At 66.0% G+C, this 26,264-nt stretch carries 20 protein-coding genes and 2 pseudogenes; 3 read left to right on the top strand and 19 right to left on the bottom strand.

Annotation, left to right across the window (positions count from 1 at the left end):
- Window positions 1–79 precede the first annotated feature (79 nt).
- Window positions 80–2,911 (bottom strand): TonB-dependent receptor plug domain-containing protein, encoded by a 2,832-nt coding sequence (locus AC1RRV_RS12435; RefSeq protein WP_492859946.1) that lies wholly within the window; start codon window positions 2,909–2,911, stop codon window positions 80–82.
- Between the two features lie 419 nt (window positions 2,912–3,330).
- Between AC1RRV_RS12435 and AC1RRV_RS12430 the strand changes: the two genes are divergently transcribed.
- Window positions 3,331–4,137, top strand: coding sequence for a MerR family transcriptional regulator (locus AC1RRV_RS12430; RefSeq protein ID WP_492859945.1), 807 nt, complete (start codon window positions 3,331–3,333; stop codon window positions 4,135–4,137).
- Window positions 4,138–4,292: 155 nt separating this feature from the next.
- On the opposite strand, the gene AC1RRV_RS12425 is transcribed toward AC1RRV_RS12430, so the two are convergent.
- From AC1RRV_RS12425 to AC1RRV_RS12340, 18 genes and pseudogenes are all read right to left on the bottom strand, one after another.
- Window positions 4,293–4,559, bottom strand: a complete 267-nt coding sequence (locus AC1RRV_RS12425) for a response regulator (RefSeq protein WP_492860108.1) — start codon at window positions 4,557–4,559, stop codon at window positions 4,293–4,295.
- A pseudogene (locus AC1RRV_RS12420) lies at window positions 4,489–5,085 on the bottom strand (alpha/beta fold hydrolase); the annotation flags it as partial. The pseudogene AC1RRV_RS12420 and the gene AC1RRV_RS12425, both read right to left, overlap by 71 nt.
- 332 nt (window positions 5,086–5,417) lie before the next feature.
- Window positions 5,418–6,218, bottom strand: a complete 801-nt coding sequence (locus tag AC1RRV_RS12415; RefSeq protein WP_492859944.1) for an OmpA family protein — start codon at window positions 6,216–6,218, stop codon at window positions 5,418–5,420.
- 135 nt (window positions 6,219–6,353) lie between these two features.
- The gene (locus AC1RRV_RS12410) at window positions 6,354–6,944 is read right to left on the bottom strand and encodes a hypothetical protein (protein WP_492859943.1); all 591 of its coding nucleotides are present in this window, start codon (window positions 6,942–6,944) and stop codon (window positions 6,354–6,356) included.
- A gap of 26 nt (window positions 6,945–6,970) precedes the next feature.
- Window positions 6,971–8,200, bottom strand: coding sequence for a hypothetical protein (locus AC1RRV_RS12405; protein ID WP_492859942.1), 1,230 nt, complete (start codon window positions 8,198–8,200; stop codon window positions 6,971–6,973).
- Between the two features lie 41 nt (window positions 8,201–8,241).
- Window positions 8,242–9,558, bottom strand: a complete 1,317-nt coding sequence (locus tag AC1RRV_RS12400) for a hypothetical protein (protein WP_492859941.1) — start codon at window positions 9,556–9,558, stop codon at window positions 8,242–8,244.
- A 314-nt stretch (window positions 9,559–9,872) separates the two neighbouring features.
- Window positions 9,873–12,641, bottom strand: coding sequence for a PAS domain-containing protein (locus AC1RRV_RS12395; protein ID WP_492860107.1), 2,769 nt, complete (start codon window positions 12,639–12,641; stop codon window positions 9,873–9,875).
- A 43-nt stretch (window positions 12,642–12,684) separates the two neighbouring features.
- Window positions 12,685–13,323, bottom strand: coding sequence for a chemotaxis protein CheX (locus AC1RRV_RS12390; protein ID WP_492859940.1), 639 nt, complete (start codon window positions 13,321–13,323; stop codon window positions 12,685–12,687).
- Window positions 13,320–13,703, bottom strand: a complete 384-nt coding sequence (locus AC1RRV_RS12385) for a response regulator transcription factor (RefSeq protein WP_492859939.1) — start codon at window positions 13,701–13,703, stop codon at window positions 13,320–13,322. Before AC1RRV_RS12385 ends, AC1RRV_RS12390 begins: the two co-directional genes overlap by 4 nt.
- A gap of 43 nt (window positions 13,704–13,746) precedes the next feature.
- The gene (locus AC1RRV_RS12380; RefSeq protein ID WP_492859938.1) at window positions 13,747–14,010 is read right to left on the bottom strand and encodes a hypothetical protein; all 264 of its coding nucleotides are present in this window, start codon (window positions 14,008–14,010) and stop codon (window positions 13,747–13,749) included.
- Window positions 14,007–15,923 carry a chemotaxis protein CheA gene (locus AC1RRV_RS12375; RefSeq protein WP_492859937.1) on the bottom strand — a complete coding sequence of 639 codons (1,917 nt, stop codon included), beginning with the start codon at window positions 15,921–15,923 and terminating at the stop codon, window positions 14,007–14,009. The genes AC1RRV_RS12380 and AC1RRV_RS12375 overlap by 4 nt, the downstream gene beginning before the upstream one ends.
- Window positions 15,920–16,777 carry a CheR family methyltransferase gene (locus AC1RRV_RS12370; protein WP_492859936.1) on the bottom strand — a complete coding sequence of 286 codons (858 nt, stop codon included), beginning with the start codon at window positions 16,775–16,777 and terminating at the stop codon, window positions 15,920–15,922. Before AC1RRV_RS12370 ends, AC1RRV_RS12375 begins: the two co-directional genes overlap by 4 nt.
- Entirely contained in the window at window positions 16,774–17,877 is a 1,104-nt protein-coding gene (locus tag AC1RRV_RS12365; protein ID WP_492859935.1) for a protein-glutamate methylesterase/protein-glutamine glutaminase, read from the bottom strand. The genes AC1RRV_RS12370 and AC1RRV_RS12365 overlap by 4 nt, the downstream gene beginning before the upstream one ends.
- Window positions 17,874–19,313: a chemotaxis protein CheW gene (locus AC1RRV_RS12360; RefSeq protein ID WP_492859933.1), complete on the bottom strand. Its 1,440-nt coding sequence runs from the start codon at window positions 19,311–19,313 to the stop codon at window positions 17,874–17,876. The genes AC1RRV_RS12365 and AC1RRV_RS12360 overlap by 4 nt, the downstream gene beginning before the upstream one ends.
- A 1-nt stretch (window position 19,314) precedes the next feature.
- Window positions 19,315–20,430: a methyl-accepting chemotaxis protein gene (locus AC1RRV_RS12355; RefSeq protein ID WP_492860106.1), complete on the bottom strand. Its 1,116-nt coding sequence runs from the start codon at window positions 20,428–20,430 to the stop codon at window positions 19,315–19,317.
- Window positions 20,422–20,952, bottom strand: a pseudogene (locus AC1RRV_RS12350) (methyl-accepting chemotaxis protein); the annotation flags it as partial. The pseudogene AC1RRV_RS12350 and the gene AC1RRV_RS12355, both read right to left, overlap by 9 nt.
- 621 nt (window positions 20,953–21,573) lie before the next feature.
- On the bottom strand, window positions 21,574–22,767 hold the full coding sequence (locus AC1RRV_RS12345) for a sensor histidine kinase (RefSeq protein WP_492859932.1): 1,194 nt from the start codon (window positions 22,765–22,767) through the stop codon (window positions 21,574–21,576).
- 7 nt (window positions 22,768–22,774) lie between these two features.
- A complete protein-coding gene (locus AC1RRV_RS12340) occupies window positions 22,775–24,130 on the bottom strand; it encodes a sigma-54-dependent transcriptional regulator (protein WP_492859931.1) in 1,356 nt (451 codons plus the stop codon).
- A 187-nt stretch (window positions 24,131–24,317) separates the two neighbouring features.
- Between AC1RRV_RS12340 and AC1RRV_RS12335 the strand changes: the two genes are divergently transcribed.
- Together AC1RRV_RS12335 and AC1RRV_RS12330 are read left to right on the top strand one after the other, a co-directional pair.
- Window positions 24,318–25,562, top strand: coding sequence for an efflux RND transporter periplasmic adaptor subunit (locus tag AC1RRV_RS12335; RefSeq protein WP_492859930.1), 1,245 nt, complete (start codon window positions 24,318–24,320; stop codon window positions 25,560–25,562).
- A gap of 11 nt (window positions 25,563–25,573) precedes the next feature.
- On the top strand, window positions 25,574–26,254 hold the full coding sequence (locus tag AC1RRV_RS12330; protein ID WP_492859929.1) for an ABC transporter ATP-binding protein: 681 nt from the start codon (window positions 25,574–25,576) through the stop codon (window positions 26,252–26,254).
- Window positions 26,255–26,264: the final 10 nt, after the last annotated feature.

Genomic DNA, 26,264 nt, shown 5'->3' with positions numbered 1-26,264 from the left:
CCGGTCAGCCGGCGCGGGTTCTTTCGTTTCAGTTGGAAAGCTCGTCGCCGCCCGACAAGGCCGGGTGGCGACGAAACCCTTAGAACCGGAAGCGCATCCCGGCGCGGTAGGAGCGGCCCAGCAGGTCGTAGGGCGCGCTGGTCCCAAACGAGGTGCCGCTGCTGGGGATCGGTTCGGGATCACGGTCGAACAGGTTCTCGACCGCGCCGAACAGCGTGATCCGACGGCCGCCGATGGTGACGTCGTAATTCTCGGCGAGCTCGACGTACAAGACCGGGTCCACCTTGTTGAACGCCTCGGGGATACCGGTGCGGCTGGTTTCGGGCTGGTTGGTGATCTTGCCCTTGCCCAGGTAGCGCGTGGTCAAGGTCGTGCGGCTCGGACCGGCGACATAGGTGGCCGTGAACAGGCCGCGCCACTTCAGGCTCCCGAAGGTGCCCAGGGTCGGCGGCGCGACGTCGCCCGGCAGGACGGTCTCATCCTTGAGCCGCTGGGAGATCAGCAGGCGCAGGTTGATCGCGCCCGGCAGCTTGTCGCTGAACTTGTCGAGCGTGGTGCGGTAGCCCAGCTCGTAGTCCACCCCCTCGACAGCGACGGTCTGGGCGTTGATGCCGCTGGTGTAGATGGTGGCGTTGACCAGGTTGGTCGCGCCCGCCGCCTTGACGATCGAGTCGCAGGCCGCCGGGTTCTGCGGCCGATTGAAGCCGTAGCACATGTCGATGATCTGCTGTGCGCCGACGGCCGTGATGGCGTCGGCGATGTCGATCTTGTACCAGTCCACCGACAGGCTGAGGCCGGGCGCCCAGTGAGGCTGGTAGACGCCGCCGGCGGTCCAGGTGTCGGCGATCTCAGGCTTCAGGTTCGGATTGCCGCCGCTCAAGGTGATGTTGGGCACCTGCGGGCTGCCGGCCTGGCTCCGGTCCAGATAGGCGTTCACGAACTGGCTGCTCGGGGCGAACAGGTCGTTCAGGTTGGGCGCGCGGATGTCGCGCGAGCGGGTGCCGCGCAGCCGCAGATCGTCATTGATGTCCCAGGTCAGGCCCGCCTTCCAAGTGGTGACCTTCCCGCTGGTCGAATAGTCGGTCCGACGGATCGCGCCGTTGAACTCAAGGCTCTTGGCGACGGCGGTGTCCTTCAGCAGCGGGACCAGGATTTCGCCGAAGGTTTCCTTGACGTTGTAGCCGTTGGCGCCGCCCTTGAAGTTGCCGACGTTCCACAGTGACTGAAGCGAGTATGAGTCCGCCGTCGATGAGAACGACTCCTTGCGATACTCGAAGCCCGCCGCGACCGAGACCGGCCCGGCCCAGGTGGAGAAGGGGCTGTACTGGCCATCGATCGACCAGACATCCTGTTTGAAATCGATATCCTGGCGCGTCCGCAGCCCCTCAGCGGCGCCCGTGACCCACGCGATGGACGCCGCGCCCAGCGAGCCCTCGCCAAACACATTCATCGGCACGCAGCCGTTGGTCGGGTTGGTCAGGGTGGAGCGGCAGATCGCGGCGCCGGCCGCGACACCGGCCACGCCACCGGTCACCGGATTGGCGATGACGTCGATCGCCTGATTGAACCGACCAAGGATGATGTTGTTGTCGCGGGTATACCAGACATCGCTGTGGCCACGCTGATAGTAGGCCCGCCACCGGCCGCTATCCAGGAAACGGCCTTCCAGCGCCGCCAGGATCCGGTCCTGCCGGCGATTGTAGCCGGCCTCGCCGATATGCGTCCCCGGCTTGTTGATCATATCATAGAAGAGTCGAGCCATCTGGAACGACGTGACGCCGGCCTGGTCCATGGCCTGCTGCGTCACCACTGGTAGGAACGGGTTGGCCCTGTTGATCGTGAGCGCGGTGGCGCCTTGGCGGTTGTAGACCGCCGACCAGTTGACGGTGTCGTTGCCGGCGTAGCTGGCCTCGAAGATCGCCGTGATCTTGTCGGTCAGCTCGTAGCTGCCCCGGCCATAGATGCTCCAGTGCTCGTCGTCCGGCAGGAGAGCGCCGCGAATGGGCATCGACTCGATGGAGCCGCCGGCCTGCACCTGACCTTGCTGGATCGGGCCGAGGACGAAGGTTCCCACCGTTCCGCCGGGACCAAAGGACATGCCCGCCAGGGGACCGGACGCGATCACGCCGCCGGGGGTGCTGTTGTAGCCCGCGTCCGTGCGGACGATCTGACCGGCCTGGCCGTTCGTGGCCGTCCAGGTCGGGTTGTTCATGAGCCGAAGCCCGGGCTGGAACCAGTCGCGAGGGTTGTCGTAGAAATCGATCCGATCGCCCTTGTAGTAGTTTCCGCTCAGCAGGAGGTGGCCCTTGCCCCCCCCGAACTTGCGGCCATAGGCCAGATCGCCCGAGACGATCCGGCCGTCGCTGCGATCGGTCTGGCTGAAGTTGACGCCGCCCTTGAGGCCGGTGAAGCCGGTGTCGAGGATGAAGTTGACGACGCCCGCGACCGCGTCGGAGCCATAGGCGGCCGAGGCGCCGCCGGTCACGACATCGACCCGCTGCACCAGGTTCTGCGGCAGCAGGTTTACGTCAACGGCCGGAGACATGCCGGAGCCCACCACGCGGCGGCCGTCCAGCAATACCAGCGTACGAGTGACGCCCAGGTCACGGGCGCTCAACTGGTTCGCGCCGCCGGTGGCGTTGGCGAACAGCGTCGTCGTGCGCGGCGTGTTGCCCGTGCCCATCGAAGGCAACTGGGTGATGTAATCGGCGATGTTGGTGGGGTTACGCTCCTGAATGTCCGCCGCCGACAGGACGGTGGTCGGGGTCGGAGCCTCATTGCCGTTGCGCACGATGCGCGAACCGGTGACGACGACCTCTTCAACCTGGCTGGCTTCCGACGCGGTCGAGCTTTGCTGGAGGGGCGGCGCACTCGCCGCCTGGGCGGCGGCCGGGTTGGCCGCAAGACTCAAGGCGGAACCCGCCGCGATGGCGACACCCGTAAAAAGGCGCCACCGGAGATTCTTCAACACACCCACTTGAGACATACCCGACACTCCCCAACACAAATGTTACAACCGTAAGGTTGTAGCGCCACATATCCGGCGTCAATTGCTGGAAAACGGGGTGACTAGTGCTGAGATGGCTGTCCGCTTAGGGATTGAACACCTCGGACGCCCTAGAACGACAATTGCGTGCAGGCTGCGCGCCTGACTGGCGCCATTGAGCTGCCGTTGACTTGGCTGCAGAAACTAGACGTTCAGCCCGCTTGGGATGCGCGGAAACCGCTGGTGACCAACCGCCGCCGCCCGGGATCACGAACGGCGCTTTTCCGCTTGCACCGGCCCCAGGGGCCGGCCCGATACAGCCAAGCGTTCGAGGAAGTTGTCACATGACCAAGACTGGTGCGTATCTCCGCTCTGCTGAAGCTGCTCGCCGCTTCGGCGTCAGCGGGAAGGCGTTGCGGCTTTACGAGGCCCATGGGTTGCTCCAGGCCGAACGGACCCTCGCCGGCTGGCGGGTCTATGGCCCTGAGCAGATCGCGCGCCTGCATCAGATCATTGCGCTCAAGAGCTTCGGCTTTCCGCTCAGTCGGATCGCCGAACTGCTGTCGGGCGGCCTCCCCGACCTGGCGACGTTCTTGTCGTTGCACGAAGAGGTGCTGCGACAGGAAGCAAGGCGGGTCGAGGTGGCGCTTAGCCTTCTGTCAGCGGCGCGGCTCAAGCTCGCGCGGCATGGCGACCTTTCCTCGGATGACCTGATGAACCTCACCAAGGAAATAGCGATGACCGAAGAACGCAAAGAGGATCTGGCCGCCGTCTACCAGGCGATCGCGAACAGGCATTTCACGCCAGATGACCAAGCCAGGCTAGCCGCCAATGGCTACCAGGGCATGGACAAACCGGACGCCGATTGGACCAAGTTGCACGAGGAAGCAACGCGGCTGATGCAGGCAGGCGCCCCTGGCTCGCCGGCGGCGATGGATCTCGCGCGCCGCTGGATGGGCAAGGTGTTCGAAGCAACGGGCGGCGATCCCGCCTTGACCAGAAAGATGAAGGCCGTGGCGCGTGAAGCCAACGAGCAGCCCGCGTTCGCCGCCATGTCCAACTCGGGAAACGCGCTCATGGACTTCGTCTCCGAGGCCTATGGCGCGGCGATTTCAGCCGGCATCATGCCTAGCCCGCACGAAGCGACCTGAGTGCAATAGGTCCGCCTCGCGCTGCATGCCGTGCAGCGCGAGGCGGATGGGCAAGCGCATGTCCCACCACTGTCGCCGAGCGTTATTTTCAGGCGCTCGGCCAGCTCCCAGCCCACGATCTTCCGTCCAGCGCGCCAGAGCGCCCTCCCGGCAAACTATTCGGTCTCGTCCTCAACGCCGGTCAGTTCGGCCAGAGCGCGCTCCAGATCGGGCGTCTGGAATGGTTTGTGAAGCACCAAACTGTCCTGGTACTCGGGGATGATCCCCTCGCGGCCGTAGCCGGTGGCGAAGAAGAAGGGGATCCCACGCTCCCGCAGGATGTCGGCGGCGGGGAAAGCCTTGTCTCGCCCGAGGTTGACGTCGAGCATCGCCACGTCGAAGTCGGCTGAACGCGCCGGGCCCAGGGCGTCTTCCAGGCGCATCGCCGGCCCCACCACCTCGTGCCCCAGACCCGTCAGCATGGTTTCGGCCATCATGGCCGCCATCTCGTCTTCGACTCGTAATGTCCGCCAGCGACTCCCCGTCGCGCGGCCAGAAGGCGTCCAGATAGACGATCGAGGCGATCCGGTCGGCGTAGCGCTCGGCCACGCCGGTGATGACCATCCCGCCATAGGAATGGCCGCAGAGGACGATGTTCGAGAGGTCCTTGAACCGAATCTCGCCGGCGATGTCGTCGATGTGGGTCGTAAGATTGACGCTCGGGCTGAGCAGGTGAGAGCGTTCACACAAGCCCGTCAGGGTGGGAGCAATAACGACGTGGCCCCGGGCCGTCAGCCGGGCGCCCACCTGATCCCAGCACCATCCGCCGTGCCAGGCGCCATGCACGAGCAGAAACGTCGTGGGTTTACCCCGGCCGCGCGGCTGCGCTGGGGCGGCGGCGAGCGGCACGGCGGTAAGCGGTGCGCCGGTCAGGACCGCGCGACGGTCCGATCCCAGATTTTTCGGCATGATTTCCCCCGATCCGGGGATCAACTTGCTCTGTCGTCGAGAGATGTCAAACTCACCTAGCGCTTGCTCTGGCTGGCCGACGCTCCGTCCGACCGACAGAGTTGCGCCAGTATCCGCCAAGACGACTATAGGCGCTTCGTCCAGCGCACGGCGCGCCGTTGCGCATGATGCTGTAGAGGCAAGGACAGTTGCCTGGATAGTTGGCCAAAGATCGCTGGATCAGCAGTCGTCGGATATCCAGCTCTGCCCCCTGCCCCGCCGCGCTGGATGGCGTAGGAACGGTCGCCAAGCAGTAGGCCCCAATTGCAAACGCTACCGCGAAGGAGGTCGGTCTAAAATTCTGGGCGCGAGACAACATAGGTCCGCTCGGCCAAATTGATGACGATCTGGCGGGGCTTCGGGCGAACGACGGCCTTCGCCGCATTTGGCCTGACGACCTGGCCGGGTTCGGCGCGAGGGGCTGAGATGACCGTCCTGCGTTCGACGGCCTGTACGACATAGGCCTTGCGCACTCGCAGGGCGACCAGGCAGCGATGCTTGGCCATCTCGCCGCCTCCCGTGCAGGCCAAATCCTTCTGATCCTTCAGCCAATTGGCCAAAGCCTCCGGTCTGGCGCCAAACAGAAACTCGACTCGACGATTATAGCCCATGTTGAGCGGCGAGCTGTTCTCGTAGAGCGGCAAGCTTTCGCCAAAGCCGACGCTCCAGATATCCGGCAGGTTCGCCCCGGCATCGCGAAGGGCTTCCGCGACCGATCGGGCCCGGTCCATCGACAGAGCGTAGTTGTAAGGCTCGCTACCGCGATTGTCGGCATGTCCGGCGACAAACGTGGCAACGTCGGGGACGTCGCCTTGCAGCATCCCGGCCATGGCGGCGATGATCCCGTAGGCGCTTGGCAGAACCTTGGCCTCGTCGGTCGAGAAAAAGGTGCTCTCGGGAAACACCACACGCAGCACGGGGGTGTCGCGCTGGCTGCCCTCGGGCATGGCTGCAGCCGGGATTATGTATTCGTAGAATTCTGGCTCAGGCGCCAAGCTCAGTTCTCGCACCAGCCGACGCAACCGACGCGAGCGGGTCTGATGCTCAAGCGCGATCGCTTCCTCCGGACCCATCATACGAATGGTCTGGGCCATGGTCGGCGCGGCTGTCGCGACACCACATAGCCCGCCCAGCAGGTCCCGGCGCCCCAAACCTCGCATGGCCCTAAATTCCGAAGGCACAGACTGGGTCGCGCCCGCAACCGCTGTCGCCCAGCACACGGAACGCCATCAGACGGTTACGTCCTGCGCGCGAATTCCGTCAGCTTTGAGTTTGTCCAAGGTCACCCAACTGTCCCCTTTGAGACAGACGACATCGCTGGAGGAGCTTTCTTGATCCTCGATCTTCAGATCGGTGCTCAGTCGCCGACAATTGAGAACGTCGGCGGTCTTGGGTGACGTCACCTGCACCACGTTCGATGCGCTAATGGTCGCGCTGGCGGCCTTGTTATCGGCCGTTTGCCATTGCTGAGTCTGCTGTTCACCGGAATTGAGCGCGGTCAGCTGGAGCGCACGGACGTATTCTTTGTCCTTTTTGTTGGCGACCGACAGCATAGCCGCGCAAACGAGGCCGCCAGCGGCGGCTCCGAGCGCCGCGCCCTCCCCGCGTCGTCGCCCATCGGCCACGGCCGCGCCGACCAAAGCGCCGGCGATCAGCGCAAGGGCGCAGCGCCCCATGGCCTTCTCGACCTCCGTCTTACCATCTATCGCTCGACCCGCGAAGGCGGCGGTCGTCACCGCTTGAGCGTGGACTTGGACGATCGGCGCGCAGCTGATCGACAGTGCGGTCAAGGCAGTCAGTAAACGGGCCTGTCGGGTCATGATCTTTTCCTCCGCAGCGCGGGGCGCTAACCGCCGTTCCGCTGCCCTTCCAATGTCATCGCGCCGCCAGGGCGCCCGATAGAGATCACCGGATCATAGATCCGCCCCTTAAGCCGACCGCCGCGGTCGGTGGCCTCCATGAACCGCAGGCCGGCGAGTGGGGCGTCTTCGCGCACCTCTGGGGCTTGGCCCGGTTGGATGCGCCAAAGTTGTCCCAAACCGCCTGCTGGATCGCTGCGCAGCTGACAATCGGCCGCGTCGATGCATCGCCACTCGCCGCGTACAGGCGTAGCGCGCTGGCCGTGTGAGGCGGTGTAGCTAAGCCAGCTATTGACCAACTGCCCATCAGCGGTGCTGGCGAGGCGCAGGGTCATGGGCATGCGGATCTGCGGCGTGGCCTCCAACAAGCCCTGATAGCGGACGACCTGCGTCGGCGCCGGCGACAACCCGTTGGGCGAGAAACCGCCGACACGTCCCAGCTCGGCCTGCGAGCCCAGCATGAACGCCGACAGAAATTGCTCTCCGGCTTCCTGGGGCGGGGTGCCCGGCGAGACCAAATAGAGTTCAGCCTGGCCCAGCTTGAGGCCGACATCAGCGGCGGCGCCGAAACCACGGCGGCGCGCCTCACCGACATCGCCTCCCAGAGCTGGAAGGCTCCGGCCAAGCTCTGTAAAGACAAATACCCGGCGAACGGCTTGATCGGCGCTAACCGGCGGCCCCAGAGCCCGCAAGAGTTTGATCAATGGCGACCCGCGAAGATCTTCACCGCTGGTGGCCGGTTCGCTAAGCGGACTGAGCGTGACCAACGACATCAGAAGCTTTTTCTGAAAAGCGTCCTGCTGCTTGGAGATCTGCGATTTGAGATCCGATCCAAAGTATTTCTGGGTGGCGCCGCCTTGGGTGTTGACCAACTCCGCCGACGAGGCGCCAGGCAGACAGCCTACAAAAACCGGCGTCAAGGCGCCTGTCTTGACCGATCCGGCCAGGATAGTGATGCGCTCGCGTGGCGCGGTCGCGCCAGACTCCAACGCACGAGCGGGATCTGCCAGCCCGACCGCGAGCTTGAAGAATTCAGGATTGGTCTCGCGAAACGTCTCGGGAGGTGACGGCTTGATGGCGCTGAGGTCCACCACAATCGTGGTTTGCCGCAGTGCTGGCGCCAGGCCCGGCACGGAACAAAAACCTTCGAACTTAATCGGCCCGCTGGCGCCCAAGTCGTCGGAGGCCGGATCGCAGCCAGCCAGCAAGAGCGACATAGCGCCGATTGCGGCGACGCCGAAGATCCCCTTTGATCGCATCAACGCTCACCTGACGAGAAGCCCAGCGTCACTGACTCCGACGCGAACTCCCGCGGCGTCAGCAAGCGATCGAGCGTGACCGGCACGATCTCTTCATAAGCACCTTCTGGAAGACGGAACCGCGGCTCTTCGTCCGCACCCGCTTCGCGCTGGGCCTGGATTAGTCCGTTGCGGTAGTCGAGCAGCGCCGCAATCACCTCTTGGTCCTTCTCGACGATCTGTTCGACAGCGCCGCGGAGGGCGGCGTGGTTGGGGCCACGCGTATTTGAGGCCTGGTTGGCCTCTTGAGCGATGGCATTGTCCAAGCCTTGGCGCTGGGCGTCCTGCTGCAAACGACGCTTGGCCTTGATCCTCTCCATGGCCTTGGTCGCGCGTTTAAACTCGCGGTCCTTTTCGGCGTAATTCGGATCGGGATCGTGCAGACCGTAGGCTACTAAGATCGCCACCAGATAGGCGACGATATTGCCAAACAGCATGAAGGATATCCCGCCGAACATGGAAGGCGGCGACGATCCCAGAATGCGGGCCTGTACGATGTATTCCCGAAGGTAATAGTAGCGCGAGCCGGCGACCATCGCCAAGGCCACCGCCAGCAGAACTGCCCCGATCGCCAGCCGCCGCGTCGCATCGCTATGGCGAGCGGGATGGGACTTGTCGCCCGGATCTTGCGGCGAAAAGAGATAGTTCCATTGCCGCAGGACAACGCCATGGAAATGCGATGCGGCGGCGATCGCCGCCGCCACGGCCATGGTCGCGCCCGTGGCGAGAAATGGGCTGGTGATGTACGGCACCTTCAGGAAGCTCTCGAAATTGATGAAAGCTTCGAGGGCTACCAGCAAAAACAAGGCGAAAATGTATAGCAGCGGCCGTGGCGCCACGGGCTCGCGACCATGCCGGGCCTTCAGGGTATTGAACTCGAGCCGGGCGCGGTAAAATCCATCGATCAGCGAGCGATTGTGGTCGAGGAATTGCGTGGTCTGCTCGATACGATCCGACAAGCTTTGGGAGCGCACCTCGTCGCGACGCACTTCCAGGAACGAGCTATTGGGTACGCCTGGCGGCATCTTCTCAGCGTGAAAGCTGCTTTGCAGTTCGCTGATGGCCTTTCCGCGAGGTCCCGCCACCCAAGCCGCGTACCATGCCGACATAGCTGGCGTAAGCCCCCCAGGCGTCTGGGCGTTGTGGCGCAATCTCGCGCGCGTCAGGTCGATCGCCGTCGAGCTCGCGGCTTCGCCTTCGAGGCGTGACAATAGCTGTTTGCGGGCTGGCGATCCCTCGGAAAGATCCAGAGCGCGATAGGCGTCAACAGAAGTCAAAGTACCCCCCGGCACATGACCGTCAAAATGCTCCGGCCTAACTTGACCTTAACCAATCGCACTCGCGCGTAAAGGGGAATGCCAAACCAATACGCGCATGGATGGCGTTGCATTGCTGAGCGATATCTGCAGTCGGCTAGTGTCCCTGCTGGTGCTCATGCGCGCAGGAGCGGGAGGCCAGCGCCATGAGCTGACATTGGCCCACTTCCAGAAATTGGACCTTCGTCGGCTACCCTCCAGGACCCATGCGCGACCGATCTCCCCTATCAAATTTCAAAGAGCGATGCCCGCTTGGATTGCGAGTGGTTCGCCGACTAGGGAGCGTTGCGCTGCAAAATCTCGCCAATTCGGCGCCCGAGCTGCTCAATCGCGAACGGCTTGGTGATGATCTCCATGCCCCCGCCGAGGAACGCCGCTTGGTCGGCCGCCTGCTTGGCGTAGCCGGTCATAAACAGGATTGGCAGGTCGGGCCGGGTCTCGCGGGCGATCTCGGCCAACTGCCGACCATTGAGGCCGGGAAGCCCGACGTCGCTAATCATCAGGTCGATCTTCCGCGAGGATTCGAGGATGGGCACGGCCTGGCGCCCATCGGCGGTTTCAACGCCGCGATAGCCTAGCTCTTCCAGCACCTGCATCACCAAAAGACGGACGGCCGGATCGTCCTCGATGACCAGGACCGTTTCGCCCGCGCCGGTCGGCGCGGCCTCGTCGCTGGCCAAGACCTCGTCCTCGACCAAGCCCACATGCCTGGGCAGGAACAGTCGGATGGTTGTACCTCGCCCTTCCTTGCTGTCGATGACGACATGGCCGCGTGACTGCTGCACGAAGCCATAGATCATTGACAGACCTAGGCCTGTTCCCTGGCCCAGCGGCTTGGTGGTGTAAAAGGGGTCGAACACCTTCTCCAAGACCTCGGCGGGCATGCCCGTGCCGGTGTCGGTTACGCTGGTCTCGACATAGTCGCCAGCCTCGGCATGGTCGCTGTCGGCGAGCTCCAGATCGGAAAGATGGACATTGCGCGTGGCGATAATCAGTTCGCCGCCGTCGGGCATGGCGTCCCGCGCATTGATGGCCAGGTTCAGAATGGCGCTTTCCAGCTGGTTGTCGTCCGCCACCGCCGGCCACAGATCGGATTTCGCGTCGATGCGCAGAGAAACCTGTTCGCCTAGGGTGCGCGTCAGCAGATCGTCCATCGACGCCACCAGCGTCCCGACGTCCAGCGGCCGGTTGTCCAGGGTCTGACGACGGGAAAAGGCTAGCAAGCGGTGGGTCAGGGCCGCCGCACGCTGGCCGGATTGCATCGCCGCGTCCAGGAACCGGTCGACATCGCTCATACGCCCTTCGCCGAGCCGTCGACGAACCATGTCGATGCCGCCCAGGATGCCGGTCAGCATGTTGTTGAAGTCGTGAGCCAGACCGCCGGTCAGCTGGCCGACGGCCTCCATCTTCTGGCTCTGGCGCAATTGGTCTTCCAACAGCTTGCGCTGGGTGACGTCCCGACCGACGCCATAGATCGCTTCGCCTTCCGGCATGGCCGACCAGTTCACCCAAAGATAAGTCCCATCCTTGGCGACCATGCGACAGTCGAAATCGCTGAGCGGCTCGCCGCGCGACAAGGTCCGAAAACGGTCCATCGCGCCATCCCGGTCGTCGGGGTGCACGAGACTGCCCGCGCGCTTGCCGATCAGATCGGCCTCGTCATAGCCCAACAGCGATTTCCACGCGGGGTTGGCCGCGCGGTACAGGCCATCGGGACCGATCACGTGCAACAGGTCACGCGACAGATTCCAGACCCGGTCGCGCTCCTCGGTGCGCGCCGCCACCCGAACCTCCAGCGTCTCGGTCAGCATCCGAAGCTGTTCTTCCGATCGCTTGGTCGAGGTGATGTCGTAGATCACGCCAATGAAGCTGACCCCGCTGGGACCATGTTGCCGGTACTCGCCGCGCGAGGCTAGCCAGCGCTCCTCGCCGGTGTCGGCGCGCAGGATGCGAAACTCGTGGAAGGCCGGACCGAACGGGTGCTGGCCGTCCCGCCCTTGGATGATCGGCGGGTCGTCGGGATGAACCACAGCGTTGATGGTCCGCACGGGAAGGCTGCTCGCCGGTTGAAGGCCCAGCAAACGGCAGAACTGCGCCGACACCTCGGCCGTGCCGAAACCGCTCAGATACTCGAAGGAGCCGACCCCGCCTGCGGTCTGGGCGATGAGCAGGCGTTCCTCAACGCGCTTTTGATCGGTGATGTCGGCGAGCACGCCAGAGAACCGAATGGGCTTGTCGTCGGCGTCGAGATAGGTGCGACCCCGGGCCGAAACCCAGTGGACAGCGCCGTCTAGAACGATGCGATAGTCGCGGGCGAAGACCTCGGCCCCGTTGAGGGCGCCGGCCACCGCGATCTTCAGGCGTAACTGATCGTCGGCATGGACGGGCGCGAAGAACGTCGATGTCGGCAGGCCGCGAGCCGCCGCGACGGGGTCCAGTCCATAGAGGTTGGCGAAGCGCACGTCGGCGACCAACACGCCGCTGGCGATGTCCCACTCCCAGGCTCCGGCCGCACCCGCGATGGCCTGGGCGACACGAAGACGCTCCTGCGCCTCGGCGAGTTTTTGGCGGCTGACCCGCAACTGCTCGACCACGACCTCGTCGGCATACTCCCCGGTCACGTCGGTCTGGGTCGCGAACCGGTAGGCCGCGGCGCCATACGCGTCGCGCAGCGTGGTGACGTTGACGCGGTTCCAGAACGGAACGCCGTCCTTGCGCCGGTTGAGGATATCGGCGGTAACGGCGCCGTCCGTTTTCAGCGTTTCGGCGATGTGCAAGGTCGTGGCTGGGTCAGTCGTCACGTCCTGCAGAAAACGACAGTTGCGGCCGACGGCCTCACCGGCCGAATAGCCCGTAAGCGCCTCGAACGCGGCGTTCACATAGACGATGGGATCGTCGGGGCGCCGCGGATCGCTGACCGCCACGGCGACGCCGGAATGCGCGAGAGCGTCGAACAGAGGCCCGGCGAGGGCCCGCAGCGCCTCAAGCGCATGGACCGCCTCCGGATCATCCTGGCGCATCGCGGCGTCTGCGACTTCGGTCATCACCGAAGGGTAACTCCAAGCTTGGCAATAGGTTCAATCATGGTCAGGCGACATCGCCGACGACTCGTTCGATGAAGTCGGCGATCAGACCCTTCAGGGCTTGCAACGAAGGCAGGTCCATCAGCATCGCGATGTAGCCGCGGATGTCGCGGTCATTGATGGCGAAGTTGATATACAGAAACAGGACGACACCGCCGTCCGGAGTTCCTGGCGAAAGATTGAACAACGTCGAACCGTCGCCACGGATCACCTCGGGGAGGGACATCGCCAGCGGGCGCTGCAGCATGTTGGCCATGGTCGCCAGGCAGCTGTTGAGCACCACGTTCCCGGTCTCGGCCAGGGCCTCGTGCTCCATGTCGGCGGCGTCTTCCAGCGACAGCCCGCCGCCGGTCACCGCATGAACCAGCGCCATGCTGTTGGATTGCGGAAAGATCAGCAGGGCCCGCCCCGAGAACACGCCTTCGAAATCCTGACGGACCGCGATCAGTTCGCCGCTTTCGCGTTCGCGGATCAGGGTGGTGGCGCCCTCGCGGGTGACCACCTCGACCGACGGCACAGACAACAGAACCTGCTCGCCGACCATCTTGCGCAGATTGGCGGCGGCGCGGCTGACGCCGATATTGACCAATTCGGTCAGGGCGTCCCGTTCCAGATCGTCGAGCAGGCTGGTGTTAGCCGTCATTGCGTGGCCGATTTCAGCCGCAAGGCCGCGCCCGAAAGAAAGCCGCGCATGCCCTCTTCGGTCACCGGTTTGGCGATGAACGTCGCGTTGGCGGCGCGGGCGCGGGCGATGATCTCGTCCTGGACATTGGCGGTGGCCAGCGCGATCGGCATGTTCGGGAAGCGGGCGCGAAGGTCCTCAGCCAAGGCCAGGCCGTCCCGTCCGGGCATGTTGTAGTCGAGGATCGCGAGATCGATGGCGTTGGCGTCGAAGGCGGCCATCGCTTCGTCGGCGTTGCCGGCTTCGAGGCGCACCCAATCCGGCTGCAGCGCCGCGATCGTCTTTCCCAAGACGATGCGGGCAAGCTTGCTGTCGTCGACGATGAGAACTGTCGTCCCCATGAACTGCTTCTCCTACAGACGCCGCGTCTCGCGCGGCTTGAAACTACAAGCTCGAATTGCCGGAAGCCCGCTCGGCGATCACCGCGGGCAAGAGCCAATCTCGCAGGAAGGCGTTGTCGGGAAATGCGATAATCTTCGGGTGGAAGGCCAAGAGCGCCTGGACGACCGCCGCATGCAGACCTTCGCACGCCGACAGGTCCAAGGTGGAGTCGGAAATGATTTGTAGCAGAGCTGTCAGAGGCTCGGCGTCCTCTACCCGACAAATCCCTTCCAGCCGGATGGTAGAACCGTCGCGAGACACCGTCACAGGACCAGTTCCGCCAGATCGAGAACCATCAGAACGGACCCGTCCGCCAGAAGGCTCGTGCCCAGGACGCCTGGCGCGCCGGCGAGCAGGCCGGTCATCGGCCGCACGGCGGCGTCCATGCGATCGACGATGGCGTCGACGGCGAACCCTACGAGTTCATCCCCGACGCGCGCGACGATCACCCGTTCGGCTGGACGGGGGTCGGGTTGCGGCGCGCCAACCAGAGAACCCAGCGCCACCAGGGGAATGACGTCGTCGCGAAGTTGAAACGCCCTGCCGGCCCGGATCGCCGCGATGCGGTCGGCCGGCACTCGAACCGTCTCGACGACCGTGTCGAGGGCCAAGCCGTATCGCTCCGCGCCGCACGTCACGATCATCACCTTGGTCAGCACCATGGTGACGGGCAGCAAGAATTTCACGCCCGCGCCCTGACCCGGCTGGCTGTCGACAACAACCTTTCCACCGAGCTTGGCGGCCGCGTCGCGGACGACATCCATGCCGACCCCTCGCCCGGAAACCGCGCTGACCTCCGCCGCTGTCGAAAAGCCTGGCGTGAAGATGAGGTCGATCGACGCGCGATCGTCCATGCCATCGGCCGCTTCCCGGGTCAGCAATCCCCGATCGACCGCCAGCATCCGGATCTTGGCCGGGTCGATCCCGGCCCCGTCGTCACGCACCTCGATCACCACCTGATCGGACACCGTGCTGGCCGACAGTCGAATGACGGCGACGGCCGGCTTTCCTGATCGGGCGCGCTCTTCCGCAGCCTCGACGCCATGATCGATGGCGTTGCGCAGCACGTGCAGAAGCGGTTCGAAAAGGCCATCGACGATCGCCTTGTCGACCTCGACCTCGCCGCCCACGACTTCCAGCGTTACGTCCTTGTTCAGAGACCGGGCGATCTCCCGCGTCAGGCGATGGAAACGGCCGAATAGGGGGCCCAGCGCGACCAGGCGCACCTTGCCCACGGTCGCATGCAGGTCACCGACCAGCCGATCCAGCTGGACCTGGCGTCCACGCAAGGCCTGGCCCAGAGCTTGGCCGCCGGGCAGGCGCTCGGCCTGCTCCGCCAACTCCGCCAGGCCGTTCTTGGCGATAACCAGATCGTCGGCCAGGTCCGCCAGGCGGTCTACCCGCTCGGCGTCGATGCGCAGCGTCCTGCGCGCGTTGTCGACCTCTGGCCGGACGACCGGCGCGCTGGCGACGAGGTCCACGAGCTCGACTTGATCGGACACGAACCGCAGCGCCGCCTCGACGTCCGCCCGTCCGGCGGCGGACACGGCCTCGAGCACCAGGTTGCAGGCATACGGATCGTAGTCGCCGAGCGCGCCCCAAGGCTCGCGCGCCGCGATCGTCAGCGCGGCAAGGCCCGGAACCGCAGCCAGGATCGCGACGGGATCGTCGCCCGAGAAGTAGCTGTCGGCGCGTGGGGTGTAGCGAATGGCGACCGAACCCTTCGCGCCGAAGTCCGCCGGCGGCCGCCAGGTCGTGGACGCGGCCTGGGTCGCGACGCCCGCCGAGGCGCTGACCGACGCCACCAGTTCGCGCAGGCGGCGCCCCTCCACCTCGCCTATCTGCGAAGCGTCGGCTGGCAACTGTCCGGTGCGATCCAAGGCCTCCAGCCAGCGATCGACATGGTCGACCACGCTGAACAGCGCCTCGAAGTCGGCGGCGACGCCGGTCCGTTCGGCGCGCAGGAAACTCAGCAGGTCCTCGGCGGCGTGGAGCATCACGCCCATGGGGACCAGATCGAACAAACCCGTGGAGCCCTTCAGGGTGTGGATCGCCCGAAAGCAGCTGTCCAGCGCGGTGGCGTCATCGGGCCGCCGCGCCAGCGTGGCCAGGTCGCGCTCGGCGCTGGCGACCAGTTCGCGGCCCTCGCTGAGGAACTGGCTCATCAGGTCGTCGTTCATGCGGCGCTCGCCGGTCGCTGAAAGACGATGGCGTCATCGAACCGGCGCACCAGGAAACGGTCGCTGATCCGGCTCATGGACTCGGTGTGGCCCAGGCAGAGATAGCCGCCGGGCGCGAGCCGGTCGTAGAGGTTGTTGGCCGCCACCAGTCGCGAAGCGTCGTCGAAATAGATCAATACGTTGCGGCAAAAGATGACATCGAACGTTCCCTGGCTGGCCAGGCTGGCTCCGTCCACCAGATTGGCCTGCGTGAAAGTCACCGACTCCCGAAGGTCGTTGATCAGCTTGCGGCGATGGCGACGGGTCGGTTCGAAATAGGATTCCACGACGTCGCGCGGCAACCGTGACAGGGCGCGCTCGCCGTACAAGCCGTCCCGCGCGGCCGTCAGCGCCCGCGTATCGATGTCGGAGCCCACGATCTCGACATTGTACGCGTCGACCATCCGCCAGTTCTCAAGCAGCCAGATCGCAATCGAATAGGCTTCCTCGCCGGTCGAGCACGGTGAGGACCATATCCTGATCTTGTCGCCGGGACGACGCGAGGTGATCAGGTCTGGAAGCAGCGAGCGGCTGAGGCAGGCCAACTGGTGTTCTTCGCGATAAAAATAGGTCTCGTTGATTGTGAACGCGTTGACCAAGGTCTCACGCTCGCCGGGATCGGCGCGCAGTTGATTGAAATAGGTCGCGAAATTGGGACAACCGGTGCTGACGATACGATCGGTGAGCCGGCGCTCGATGTAGTACCGCTTGGTCTCTCCGAACTGCATGCCGGTCAGGCGATACAGAAACTCGCAGACCTTGCGCAGATCTTCGGCGCTGAGATGCGCCTGCTCGGGCGTCGCCGGCGGCGTCACCCGACGCCGACCATGTCGACGATCTGTTCGGCGATCTGGCCCAGCGGCGCCACGACATCGGCGCCGCCAGCCCTCACGAGTTCGCCGGGCATGCCCCAGATCACCGCCGTGTCCTCGGACTCGGCGATCGTGCGCCCGCCCGCCGCGCGCAACTGCGCCATGGCGCGAGCGCCGTCATTGCCCATGCCGGTCATCAGCACGCCGACGAGACGCTCGGGCGGCATGGCCGCGGCCGCGCTGGCGACCAGGCGATCGACGCTGGGATGCCAGCGATACTCGGCGCTGGAGGGCGTGGGCAAAGCGACCGGCCCAGCGCTACGCTTGCTGACGGTCATGTCGGCGTCGCCCCGCGCGACATAGATGCAGCCGGGAACCAGCGGCGTGGGTCGGGTGACCTCGATCACCCGCAGCGCGCAAAGACCGTCAAGGCGGCGAGCCAGGGAGGCCGTGAAAGCGGCCGGCATGTGCTGCGCCACCAAGATCGGCCACGGGAAATCGGCCGGTATTTCAGACAGCACCGCATCCAGGGCCGGCGGACCGCCCGTCGACGTACCGATGACCACCAGACCCGGCGGCGTTCCGGCCGGAGACGGTAGTCGGGGTGCGCGTTTCATCGGGAGCTTGGGCGGGACTTGTGGCGGCGATGGCCGGGCGGCCCCGCTGTGCAGCGCCCTCACCCGCTCGGTCAGTCGATGCGACCGGCGCAGGCGCGAGGCGGCGGCCATCGTGACCCTCTCGACCAGGACAGGCGCGAAATCGTCGAGTGAGAGGGAAACGGCGCCGTCCGGCTTGGCGATGAAGTCCACCGCGCCGAGTTCCAGCGCCTCCAGTGTGGCGTCCGCGCCTTCCGCCGTCAGCGCCGAGACCATCACCACCGGGCAAGGGCGCTCCACCATGATCCGGTCCAGGCAATCCAGCCCGCCCATGCGCGGCATCTGGACATCGAGCGTGACCACGTCCGGCTTGAACGCGTGTAGCTTCTCGAGCGCCTCCACGCCGTCACGCGCGAAAGCGACCTCGAATCCGGGTTCGTTCTGGAAGACATCGCCCAGCACGCGGCGCATCAAGGCGGAGTCGTCGACAACCAGCAATCGTGTCACGAGGCGTGCGACTTCGCCGTCAGATCACGCAGCAGATCGGTCTCGGCGCGGTCGAGCAAGGCTCGCGGATCGATGAGCAAGATGACGTCCCCCTCGCGCTCCAACCGGGCCGCGCGATCGAACAAACGACCGCCGTCATCCGACAGTTCCGGCGTCGGCATCAGGTCTTCGTCAGCGATCTCGAGAATGCGGGAGACGGCGTCGACCGCGAAGCCGGCCTGCAGCTTGCCCAAGGTGACGACAACCACGCGACGCGCTCCTCCGCCCGCCTCGCCCGCCACCGAGAACCGGCGTCGCTGGTCGATTACGGGGATGACCTTGCCCCTCAGGCTCATCACGCCCTGGACGTAGACCGGCGCCTTGGGCAGGCGTGTCAGCGTCTCGGGCAAGCGCACCACTTCGTCGACGGCCGCGATGGGCAGGCCGTAGGTTTCGTCCCCCAGCCGGATGACTAGGAAGCGTTCGCGGCCAGTCGTCGAAATCCCGGTGGCCATGGTCTCTTCCTTCCGGTCGATCGTCTCGGCGAGCAGTCTGGAAACACGTTCGTCGGCCAGAACCCGTTCGGGCGCGAGAATCGAGATCAGGCCGCGCCCCTCGGGCAGGCGCAGCACCGCGTCGATGCGCGCCTCTCCCGCGCCGCGATTGAACAGGCTGGGCGCGGGTCCGATGCTGTCGCGGGACGCGCGCAAGATAACGCTGACGCGGTCGACCAGCAGCGCCAGGCGATGCTCGCCGATCCGCACGACGACGATACGGTCGTCCGGCTGGATCACGCGCGGCGCCAACCCCAGCAACGCCCGCAGGGACACGACCGGCAGGACCGAGTCGCGCAGATCGAAGACGCCAATCAAGACGTCCTCGGTCCTCGGCAAGGCGACGATGGCGCTGGGAACCGACATGACCTCCGCCACCGCTTCGAGCGGCAGAGCGTAGTCCTGCTCCGCCAGAGTAAAGCCGAGGAACGCTAGGTCTTGGACGACGGCGACGGACGGGCTGGCGGCGGCCTGGCGTCCAACACTCCGCCGCGCTTCGCGAAAGGCGGAAAAACGATCCCGCAGGGCGGCGTCGAGATCGAACCAACGCGCGCCGCTGTCGTCGCCCAGCATCAACCGGCCGTGCTCGGGCGTCGCGTCGTCCGCAGCTGCGGCCTGCAGGGCCTCGATGGAATCCACGGCCAATCCGATCGGCGGATCGCGCCGCAATACCACCACGCGTGTCGCGTCCGCCTGTCGTTCATCGCCCAACAGCGCGCCGAGCGACACCACCGGCAGCACGACGCCGCGAAGATGGGTGACGCCGAGCAGACCCGGCGGCCCGTGCGGCATCCGCGTGATGCGCGGGGCGCGGATCACCTCGGCGACGCCTTCGGCGGCCATGGCCACGCGCGCGGCGCCGGCGCGAACCGTTAGGCGCTGGCTGGTCTCGGCGGCGGCCATCTCAGCCTTCCGAGGCTTGCTGCAGCTCGTTGGCCAGAAGGGCGATTTCCTCGATCGCGGCGGCGAGATCCTCCGCGCTCTGGGACTGTTGCCGCGCCGCGGCGGCCGCTTCGGCGGCGGCGCTGCTGGCCTGCTCGGCCGCCGCGGCGATCTGGCCGATGCCGGACAGCACCTGGGCGCTGGCGGACAGGATTTCCTCGGCGCCCTTGGCGATATCGTCGGCTCCGCCTTTCAGGATGACGGTCTCGGCCACGACCAAGTCCAGTCGATCCTCGATCGCCCGGTTCTTGTCGAGTTCGACAGCGGCCAGGGCGTTGATCTGGTCCACCTCGCGCCGGACCTTGGCGATCTGGACGACAATGTTGGCGACCAGGTCCTTGACCGCATCGGCATTGTGAGAGGCGTCGCGCGCCAGGGTGCGGATGTCGCCCGATACCACGGCGAACCCGCGTCCCGACTCGCCTGCTCGCGCAGCCTCGACCGCGCCGCTGGTGGCCAACATTGTCGTCTGCACGGCGACCAGGCCCAGTCCGTCGACGATCTTGCCGATCGAACCCGCCAGATCTTCCAGATCCTCGATGGTCGCCAGAACCGCGCCATTCTCGTCGACGGAGGTGGCGACGCCCCCGGCCAGTCGACCCACGGCCTGCTGACTGGCGAGCAGCATGTCTTGCATGGTCGACACCCGCTCGGCGCTCGCGATGGCGTTGGCGCTCGACGCGCGAGCGGCCTTCTCGATCTCTTCCATGGCCGAACTGGCCTGCTGGGTCGCCGCCGCCTGGATCTGAGCGCCACGGCTGATCTGGTCGATCGCCACCAAGATCTCGCCCGCCGCGCCCGACAATTCTTGCACGGTCGCCGACAGCTCCTCGGCGGCGGCGGCGGCCTCCTGGGCCGCCTCGGCATCCGCTTCGCCGCCGACCAGTATTTCGATCATCTCGGCCAGGGAGTCGGACGCCGTCTGGCTCTGCTCCAGTGACTGGCCTTGTTGCTGCACGGCGCGCTGCGCCTCGGCGGCGGCCGAGGCCTGCTCTTCGGCGGCGCTGGAGACACTCTCGGCGCCACGCTGAGTCTCGTGGGCGGCGCCGGCCGCCTCGACGGCCGAAATCAGGATCACCTGGCTGTCTTCGCCCAGGATCGCCATCTCGCGGCGCACCGCGGCCAAGGTCTCGCCGACCAGCGCCCCCGCAGCGGCTTCCGCCTCGGCGGTGGCCGCCGCCGCGCGCAGACGGTCTGCGGCCTCCCGCACGGTCTTGGCGATGCGCTCGGCGAGGACCTGGATGTCCTGGGATCGTTTTTCGGATCCTTCGGCCAAGGCGCGAACCTCGTCGGCGACCACCGCGAAGCCACGCCCCTCGTCCCCGGCCCGCGCCGCCTCGATGGCGGCGTTCAGCGCCAACAGGTTGGTCTGGTCGGCGATGTCGGCGACACTCTTGGTGATCTCGCCGATCCGGGCGGCGTGGCGTTCCAGGGCTTCGATCACGCCGACACTGGCCAACTGCCGCTTGGCGTTGGCGCCGACGGCCTTCACCGATGCGTCGATCGCCGCGCCGGACTCCGCCAGCAGGGTGCGCAAGACTTCGGTGCGCTGCCTCGACGCCTCGGCCCGTTCGCGGGCTTGGCCAAAGCTGGCGCTCATGGCCGTGACGGCGGCGAGGGATTCATGCGCCGCGCCGGCCGCCTCCTCAGCGCCGCTGGCGATCTGAGCCAGGGCGCGTCGCAGCTCTTCCACAGCGCTCGACGCCTCGGTGATACCTCCAGCGAGCTCCAGCGTTGCGGCGCCGATGCGTTCGCTGGCGTTTTGTCGCCTCGACAAGGCCCTTGGGACCGGTGTGCGTTTCGAGACGGCGGGTTCAGCCGCTTCGGCGAGTGGCTTTTTTCGCGGCTTCGCGCGCGAAGCCAGCGTCGTCGTTTTTACCAGAGCCATCTATCCGCCCCCAAGCGCGGCCCCACGAGCGGCCGTGTCACGCAAATTCACCAATGCGATCGTCAGGCGGTCGCAGCACCAATATCCGTCCAACGAAGACGCTCAAAGGCGCGCCAAGGCAAGCTAGACCGAAGTCGAGGCAAGCTTGAGCATGAAACAACGCCGAGCTTGGCCATCGGTTCCCGCCTTACGATGAGGGCTCGCCGGCTAGTCGGGTTGAACAATCGCCGCAGCCGCGGGCGTTGCTATCGAAACAACCTAGTGGATCCGCAGACAGCGCCAGAAGCGGACCTTGGCCTACGGGCAGGAACCAGCCATTCGAGGTCCGATGGCTCAGATTGTGAATGTGAGGCAGGCGCCTCCTCCGGGCGCGCGTTCTGCTGCGACCTCGCCGCCGTGAGCCAGTACGATCTGACGTGTGATGGTTAGACCGATGCCGCTGCCGCCCGGCTTGCTGCTCAAGAACGGACGAAACGCCAGGACCGGATCGAGCTCGCCAAAGCCTGGGCCGCTATCCTCGACCGTGATCCGGAGGTGCTCGCCATGGTCTCGCGCCGTCAGGACGACCCAGGGCTCCTCCGCTCCCGCCAACGCGGCTTCGGCGGCGTTGGTCAAGACGTTCAACACCGCCTGCGAGAGTAGCGCTCCATCCAGGCGTCCGCGTAATCCCGGTGCGACGTCGGCGCGGAGCACCACGCCCTGTTCGCTCCATCGCCCTCGGAACAGATGAGCCATGTCTTCTAACAGTCCAGTGAGATCGGTCGGCGTCTTCTGAGGCTCTGGCAGCCTGGCCAGTGTGCGATAGCTGTCGACGAACCTGAGAAGCTCGGCTGAACGGCGCGAGAGACTTTCCACCGACTGCCGCGCTTGCCGCAGAGCCTCGTCCTGCCGATCGATGTCACGGAGCAACGCCGCCGCCGACTGGGCCAGGGAGGTTACCGGCGTCATCGAGTTCATGATCTCGTGCGAGAGCACAAGCATCAGCTCTCGATGCGCGGCGGCTTCGGCGACCTGCATCTCGGCCTGGACATCCAGCAGGACCGCGATGCGCACGAAGTCGCCTTCGCTGACGACCTCGGCCATGGTCAGGGCGTAGGCGCGGGGGGAGCCGGTGATGTCTAAGGTGAGCGCCCCACGCACGCCTGGCTCCAGGCCCAGCATCGCCGCGACCAGCGCCTCGGGCGGATCAACGATCACATCGTCCGTGGCGAACATCCGCCGGGCGGCCAGGTTGATCGCTTCGATACGGTCTCGTGCGCGCATGGCCAGCAGCGGCGCTGGTGCGTGGTCGAGAAAGGCCGTCAGGGTCTTTGCCTGCCGCTCTCTATCGAGCAGGGCGCCGTGCAGACGTTCTTCCGTGGCCTCTAGCCCCGTCCGCGCCTCAAGCGCCTCCGCGGCGATCCGACTGATCGCCCAGACGCCGATCCCGGCGCAAATCGTCAGGCTGGCGAAGTAGCCGGCATTCCAGGCCGCCTGAGCCCCCGCTCCGGCCAGGAACAGGACCCCGAGGCGGATGGCCAGGCGCAAAGCGGCTCTAGAGACCATGCTTCTCCATCCGCCGGTATAGCGCCGCCCGAGTCAGGCCCAGATCACGGGCCGCGTGGCTGACGTTGTAGTGATGCTTCTGCAGCGCCTGGACGATCTTAGCCTTCTCGGTCCGTTCCAGGTTCAGATCGCCCATTGGAGCCGCCGACACCGATCGGCGAGGCGGCGCGGGCGCTCGACTGAGCACGAAATCCTCGGCGACGTATGTCGCCCCCTCGCTCAAGATCACCGCCCGCTCCATGGCATGGCGCAGAGCCCGGACGTTGCCGGGCCAGGCGTCGGCCTTCAGCGCGGCCGCGGCCGCGTCTGACAGCGGCTTCCTTTCCGGACGGCCATACCGCCGGGCGTAGAGCTTCAAATAGTGCTTGGCCAGTTCGACGATGTCCTCGCCCCGCTCACGCAGCGGCGGGACAAGCAACTCCACGGTGTTGAGCCGATAGAGCAGATCGGCGCGGAACACGCTTTCGGAATAGAGGTGAGGGCGCGGCAGATTGGTCGAGGCGATGATCCGCGCGTTCAGTGGGACGGGCTTGTCGCCGCCGACGGGCGTCACCTGGCGCCGCTCGATGGCCGACAATAGCTTGACCTGCAGGGTGAGCGGCAGGTGCCCGACTTCGTCCAGGAACAAGGTCCCGCCATGCGCGGCCGCCAGACGTCCGGGCCTGTCCTCGCCGACGCCGCGCTGGCCAAACAGCTCGGCCTCGAAATTGGCCTCGGCCAGGGCCGCGAGGTCGACCGGGATGAAGGGACCTGGACCGCGCGGCGAGGCCTGGTGCAGGGCCCGCGCGACCAGTTCTTTGCCCGAGCCGTGCTCGCCCAGGACCAGCACATTGGCCTCCGTCGGTCCGGCGCGGGCGATCAAGTCGCGCAGCCGAGACATGGCGGGGCACGACCCCAGCAGCACTGCTTCGTGATAGGCGTCGCGGACCAGGGCGGTGTTCTCGGCCTGGAAGGCCCGCGCTTGCCGACGACGGCGGCGAAGCTCCACGGCCGTCGCAACGGTCGCGGCCAGGCGCTCGTTGCTCCAGGGTTTGGTGACGAAGTCGCTGGCGCCAGCCCGCATCGCGCTGACGGCGATATTGACCCCGCTATGCCCGGTGATCACTACTACCGCCGCGTCGGGGTCGTGGGCCAGAATGTCCTGCAGGCAGCTCAGACCCTCATCGCCAGACGTGGCGCCGCGACTGAAATTCAGGTCGAGCAGGATGGCGTCGAAACTGCGCTCGCCCAGCAGCTTCAGCGCGCTGGCGGGACCGTTGGCGCCGTGGGGCTCCATGCCTTCGCGTGAGAGCAGCACAAGTACCGACTGCACGACATCAGGATCGTCGTCGACGATCAGAATCACGGGGCGGACGGACGCGTCTGCAATCACAATGCTTGACCGGACAGGTGTTCGTTTTCGGACACTTGCTTCGCCCGCCGAGAGCGGAAGTGCAAGTAAACTCTGCAGGTTTGGCGATCACGCCCGTTCGCCGACCTAATGGAGCATGGATCCGACACGCTCCCCCCCCTCCCCCTCCCCCGGCGCGGCCATGGACCGTGCGGTCGCACGCAAGCCCCGACGTCGCTGGCTCCCTGCCCTGGTCGGGGGCGGCGCGCTGGTCATCGCCATGGCCGCCTACCTCATCCTCGCCCCCCCCGGCGCGCGGGCGATCGAGACTGACAGCGCAGAAATCACCGTGGTGAAACCGGCGGCCTTCCACGACTTCGTGCCAGCCCGGGCCCAGGTCACGCCCCGGGTTACGGTGTATCTGGACGCCGTGGAGGGCGGTCGGGTCGAGCGTCTCATTGCCGCCGACGGCGCCCTGGTCGGCGCGGGCGAGCTGCTCGCGACGCTGACAAATCCGCAGCTGGCGCTCGAGGTCGGCTCGCGCGAAGCGGACATCTCCGCCCGCCTGGGCGATGCTCGCGGCCAGTTGCTGCAAATCGAGCGCAGCCGCGTCGACCGCGACCGCGAACTGGCCCAGGCGCGCTTCGACCTTCTCCAGGCCGAACAGAAGCTGGGCGTTCGCCAGCGGCTGCACGATCAGGACATCGTCTCAGATGCCGAGCTGAAGACCGTCACCGCCGAGGCCGCCCACCATCGCGCCAGGGTCGCCGCGCTAGAGGCCTCGATCAAGCCCGAAGTCGGCATGATGCGAGGCCAGGCCCAAGAAATCCAGCAGATGCAGTCCCAGCTGCACGACAACATGGCCTCGGTGCGCGGCAGCCTGGAGGCGCTGAAGCTGCGCGCGCCCGTGGCCGGACGACTGACCGCCTTCGACCTGCAGTTGGGCCAGACCGTGACCGCTGGCCAGCGCGTGGGCCAGATCGATAGCGAGAACGACTACAAGCTCACCGCCGACGTCGACGAGTACTATCTGGGCCGCGTCAATCCGGGCCAGGTCGCCACAGCGCAATACGAGGGCAAGGCCTATCGGCTGACCGTCAGTCGCATCCTGCCGCAAGTGCGCCAGGGCCGCTTCCAGATCGATCTGGCGTTCCAGGGCGCGAGGCCACCGTCCCTGCGTCGCGGCCAAAGCCTGGACCTCGAGCTGACGCTCGGCGCCACGCGACAGGCGCTTGTCCTGCCGAACGGTCCTTTCATGCAGGCGGGCGGCGGCAGCTGGGTCTTCGTCGTCGGCGCGGACGGTCGGCGCGCAGCGCGTCGCGGCATCCGCGTCGGCCGGCGCAATCCACAACAAGTCGAAGTGCTCTCGGGCCTACAGCCCGGCGAACGCGTCCTGACCTCTTCCTATGACGGGTTCGCACAAGAAACCCGCCTCATCCTCCGCTGAAGGACGATCCGATGATCACCCTGGCCGGCGTCAATCGCCTGTACCAATCCGACGAGGTGGAGACGACCGCGCTCCGCGATATCGAGCTGAACGTCAATGCTGGCGAGTTCGTAGCCGTCATGGGCCCCTCCGGCTCGGGCAAGTCGACCCTGCTGAATGTGCTGGGCCTGATCGATCGCCCCACCGACGGTCAGCATCTCTTCCTGAGCCACAAGGTCAGCGACATGTCCGAGCGCGACCGCGCCGCCCTGCGTCGCGACAAGCTCGGGTTCATTTTCCAGAGCTTCAACCTGATCGACGAACTGACGGTCGCCGAGAACATCGAACTGGGCCTGACGTATCGCAAGGACTCGCCCAAGAACCGCAAAGCGCTGGTCGCGGACGCCATGGACCGGGTTGGCGTCGGCCATCGCGCCAAGCACCATCCACACCAGCTGTCGGGCGGCCAGCAGCAACGCGCCGCCATCGCCCGCGCGATCGTGGGCGAGCCTGCCCTGCTGCTCGCCGACGAGCCGACTGGCAACCTCGACACGGCCAACGGAGCGCAGGTGATGGATATCCTCAAGAGCCTCAACCAGGAGGGCGCGACCATCGTCATGGTCACCCACTCGGCCAGCCAGGCCGACCAAGCCAAGCGCGTCGTCAACATGCTGGACGGCCGCATCGTCGCTAGCGCCCGCCGCGCGGTCTGAGGGAGGACGC

This window comes from Caulobacter sp. GW821-FHT11E10 (assembly GCF_058808375.1).
Note: the sequence above shows the minus strand (reverse complement) of the source record. Positions and strands in the feature narration are given on the sequence as shown.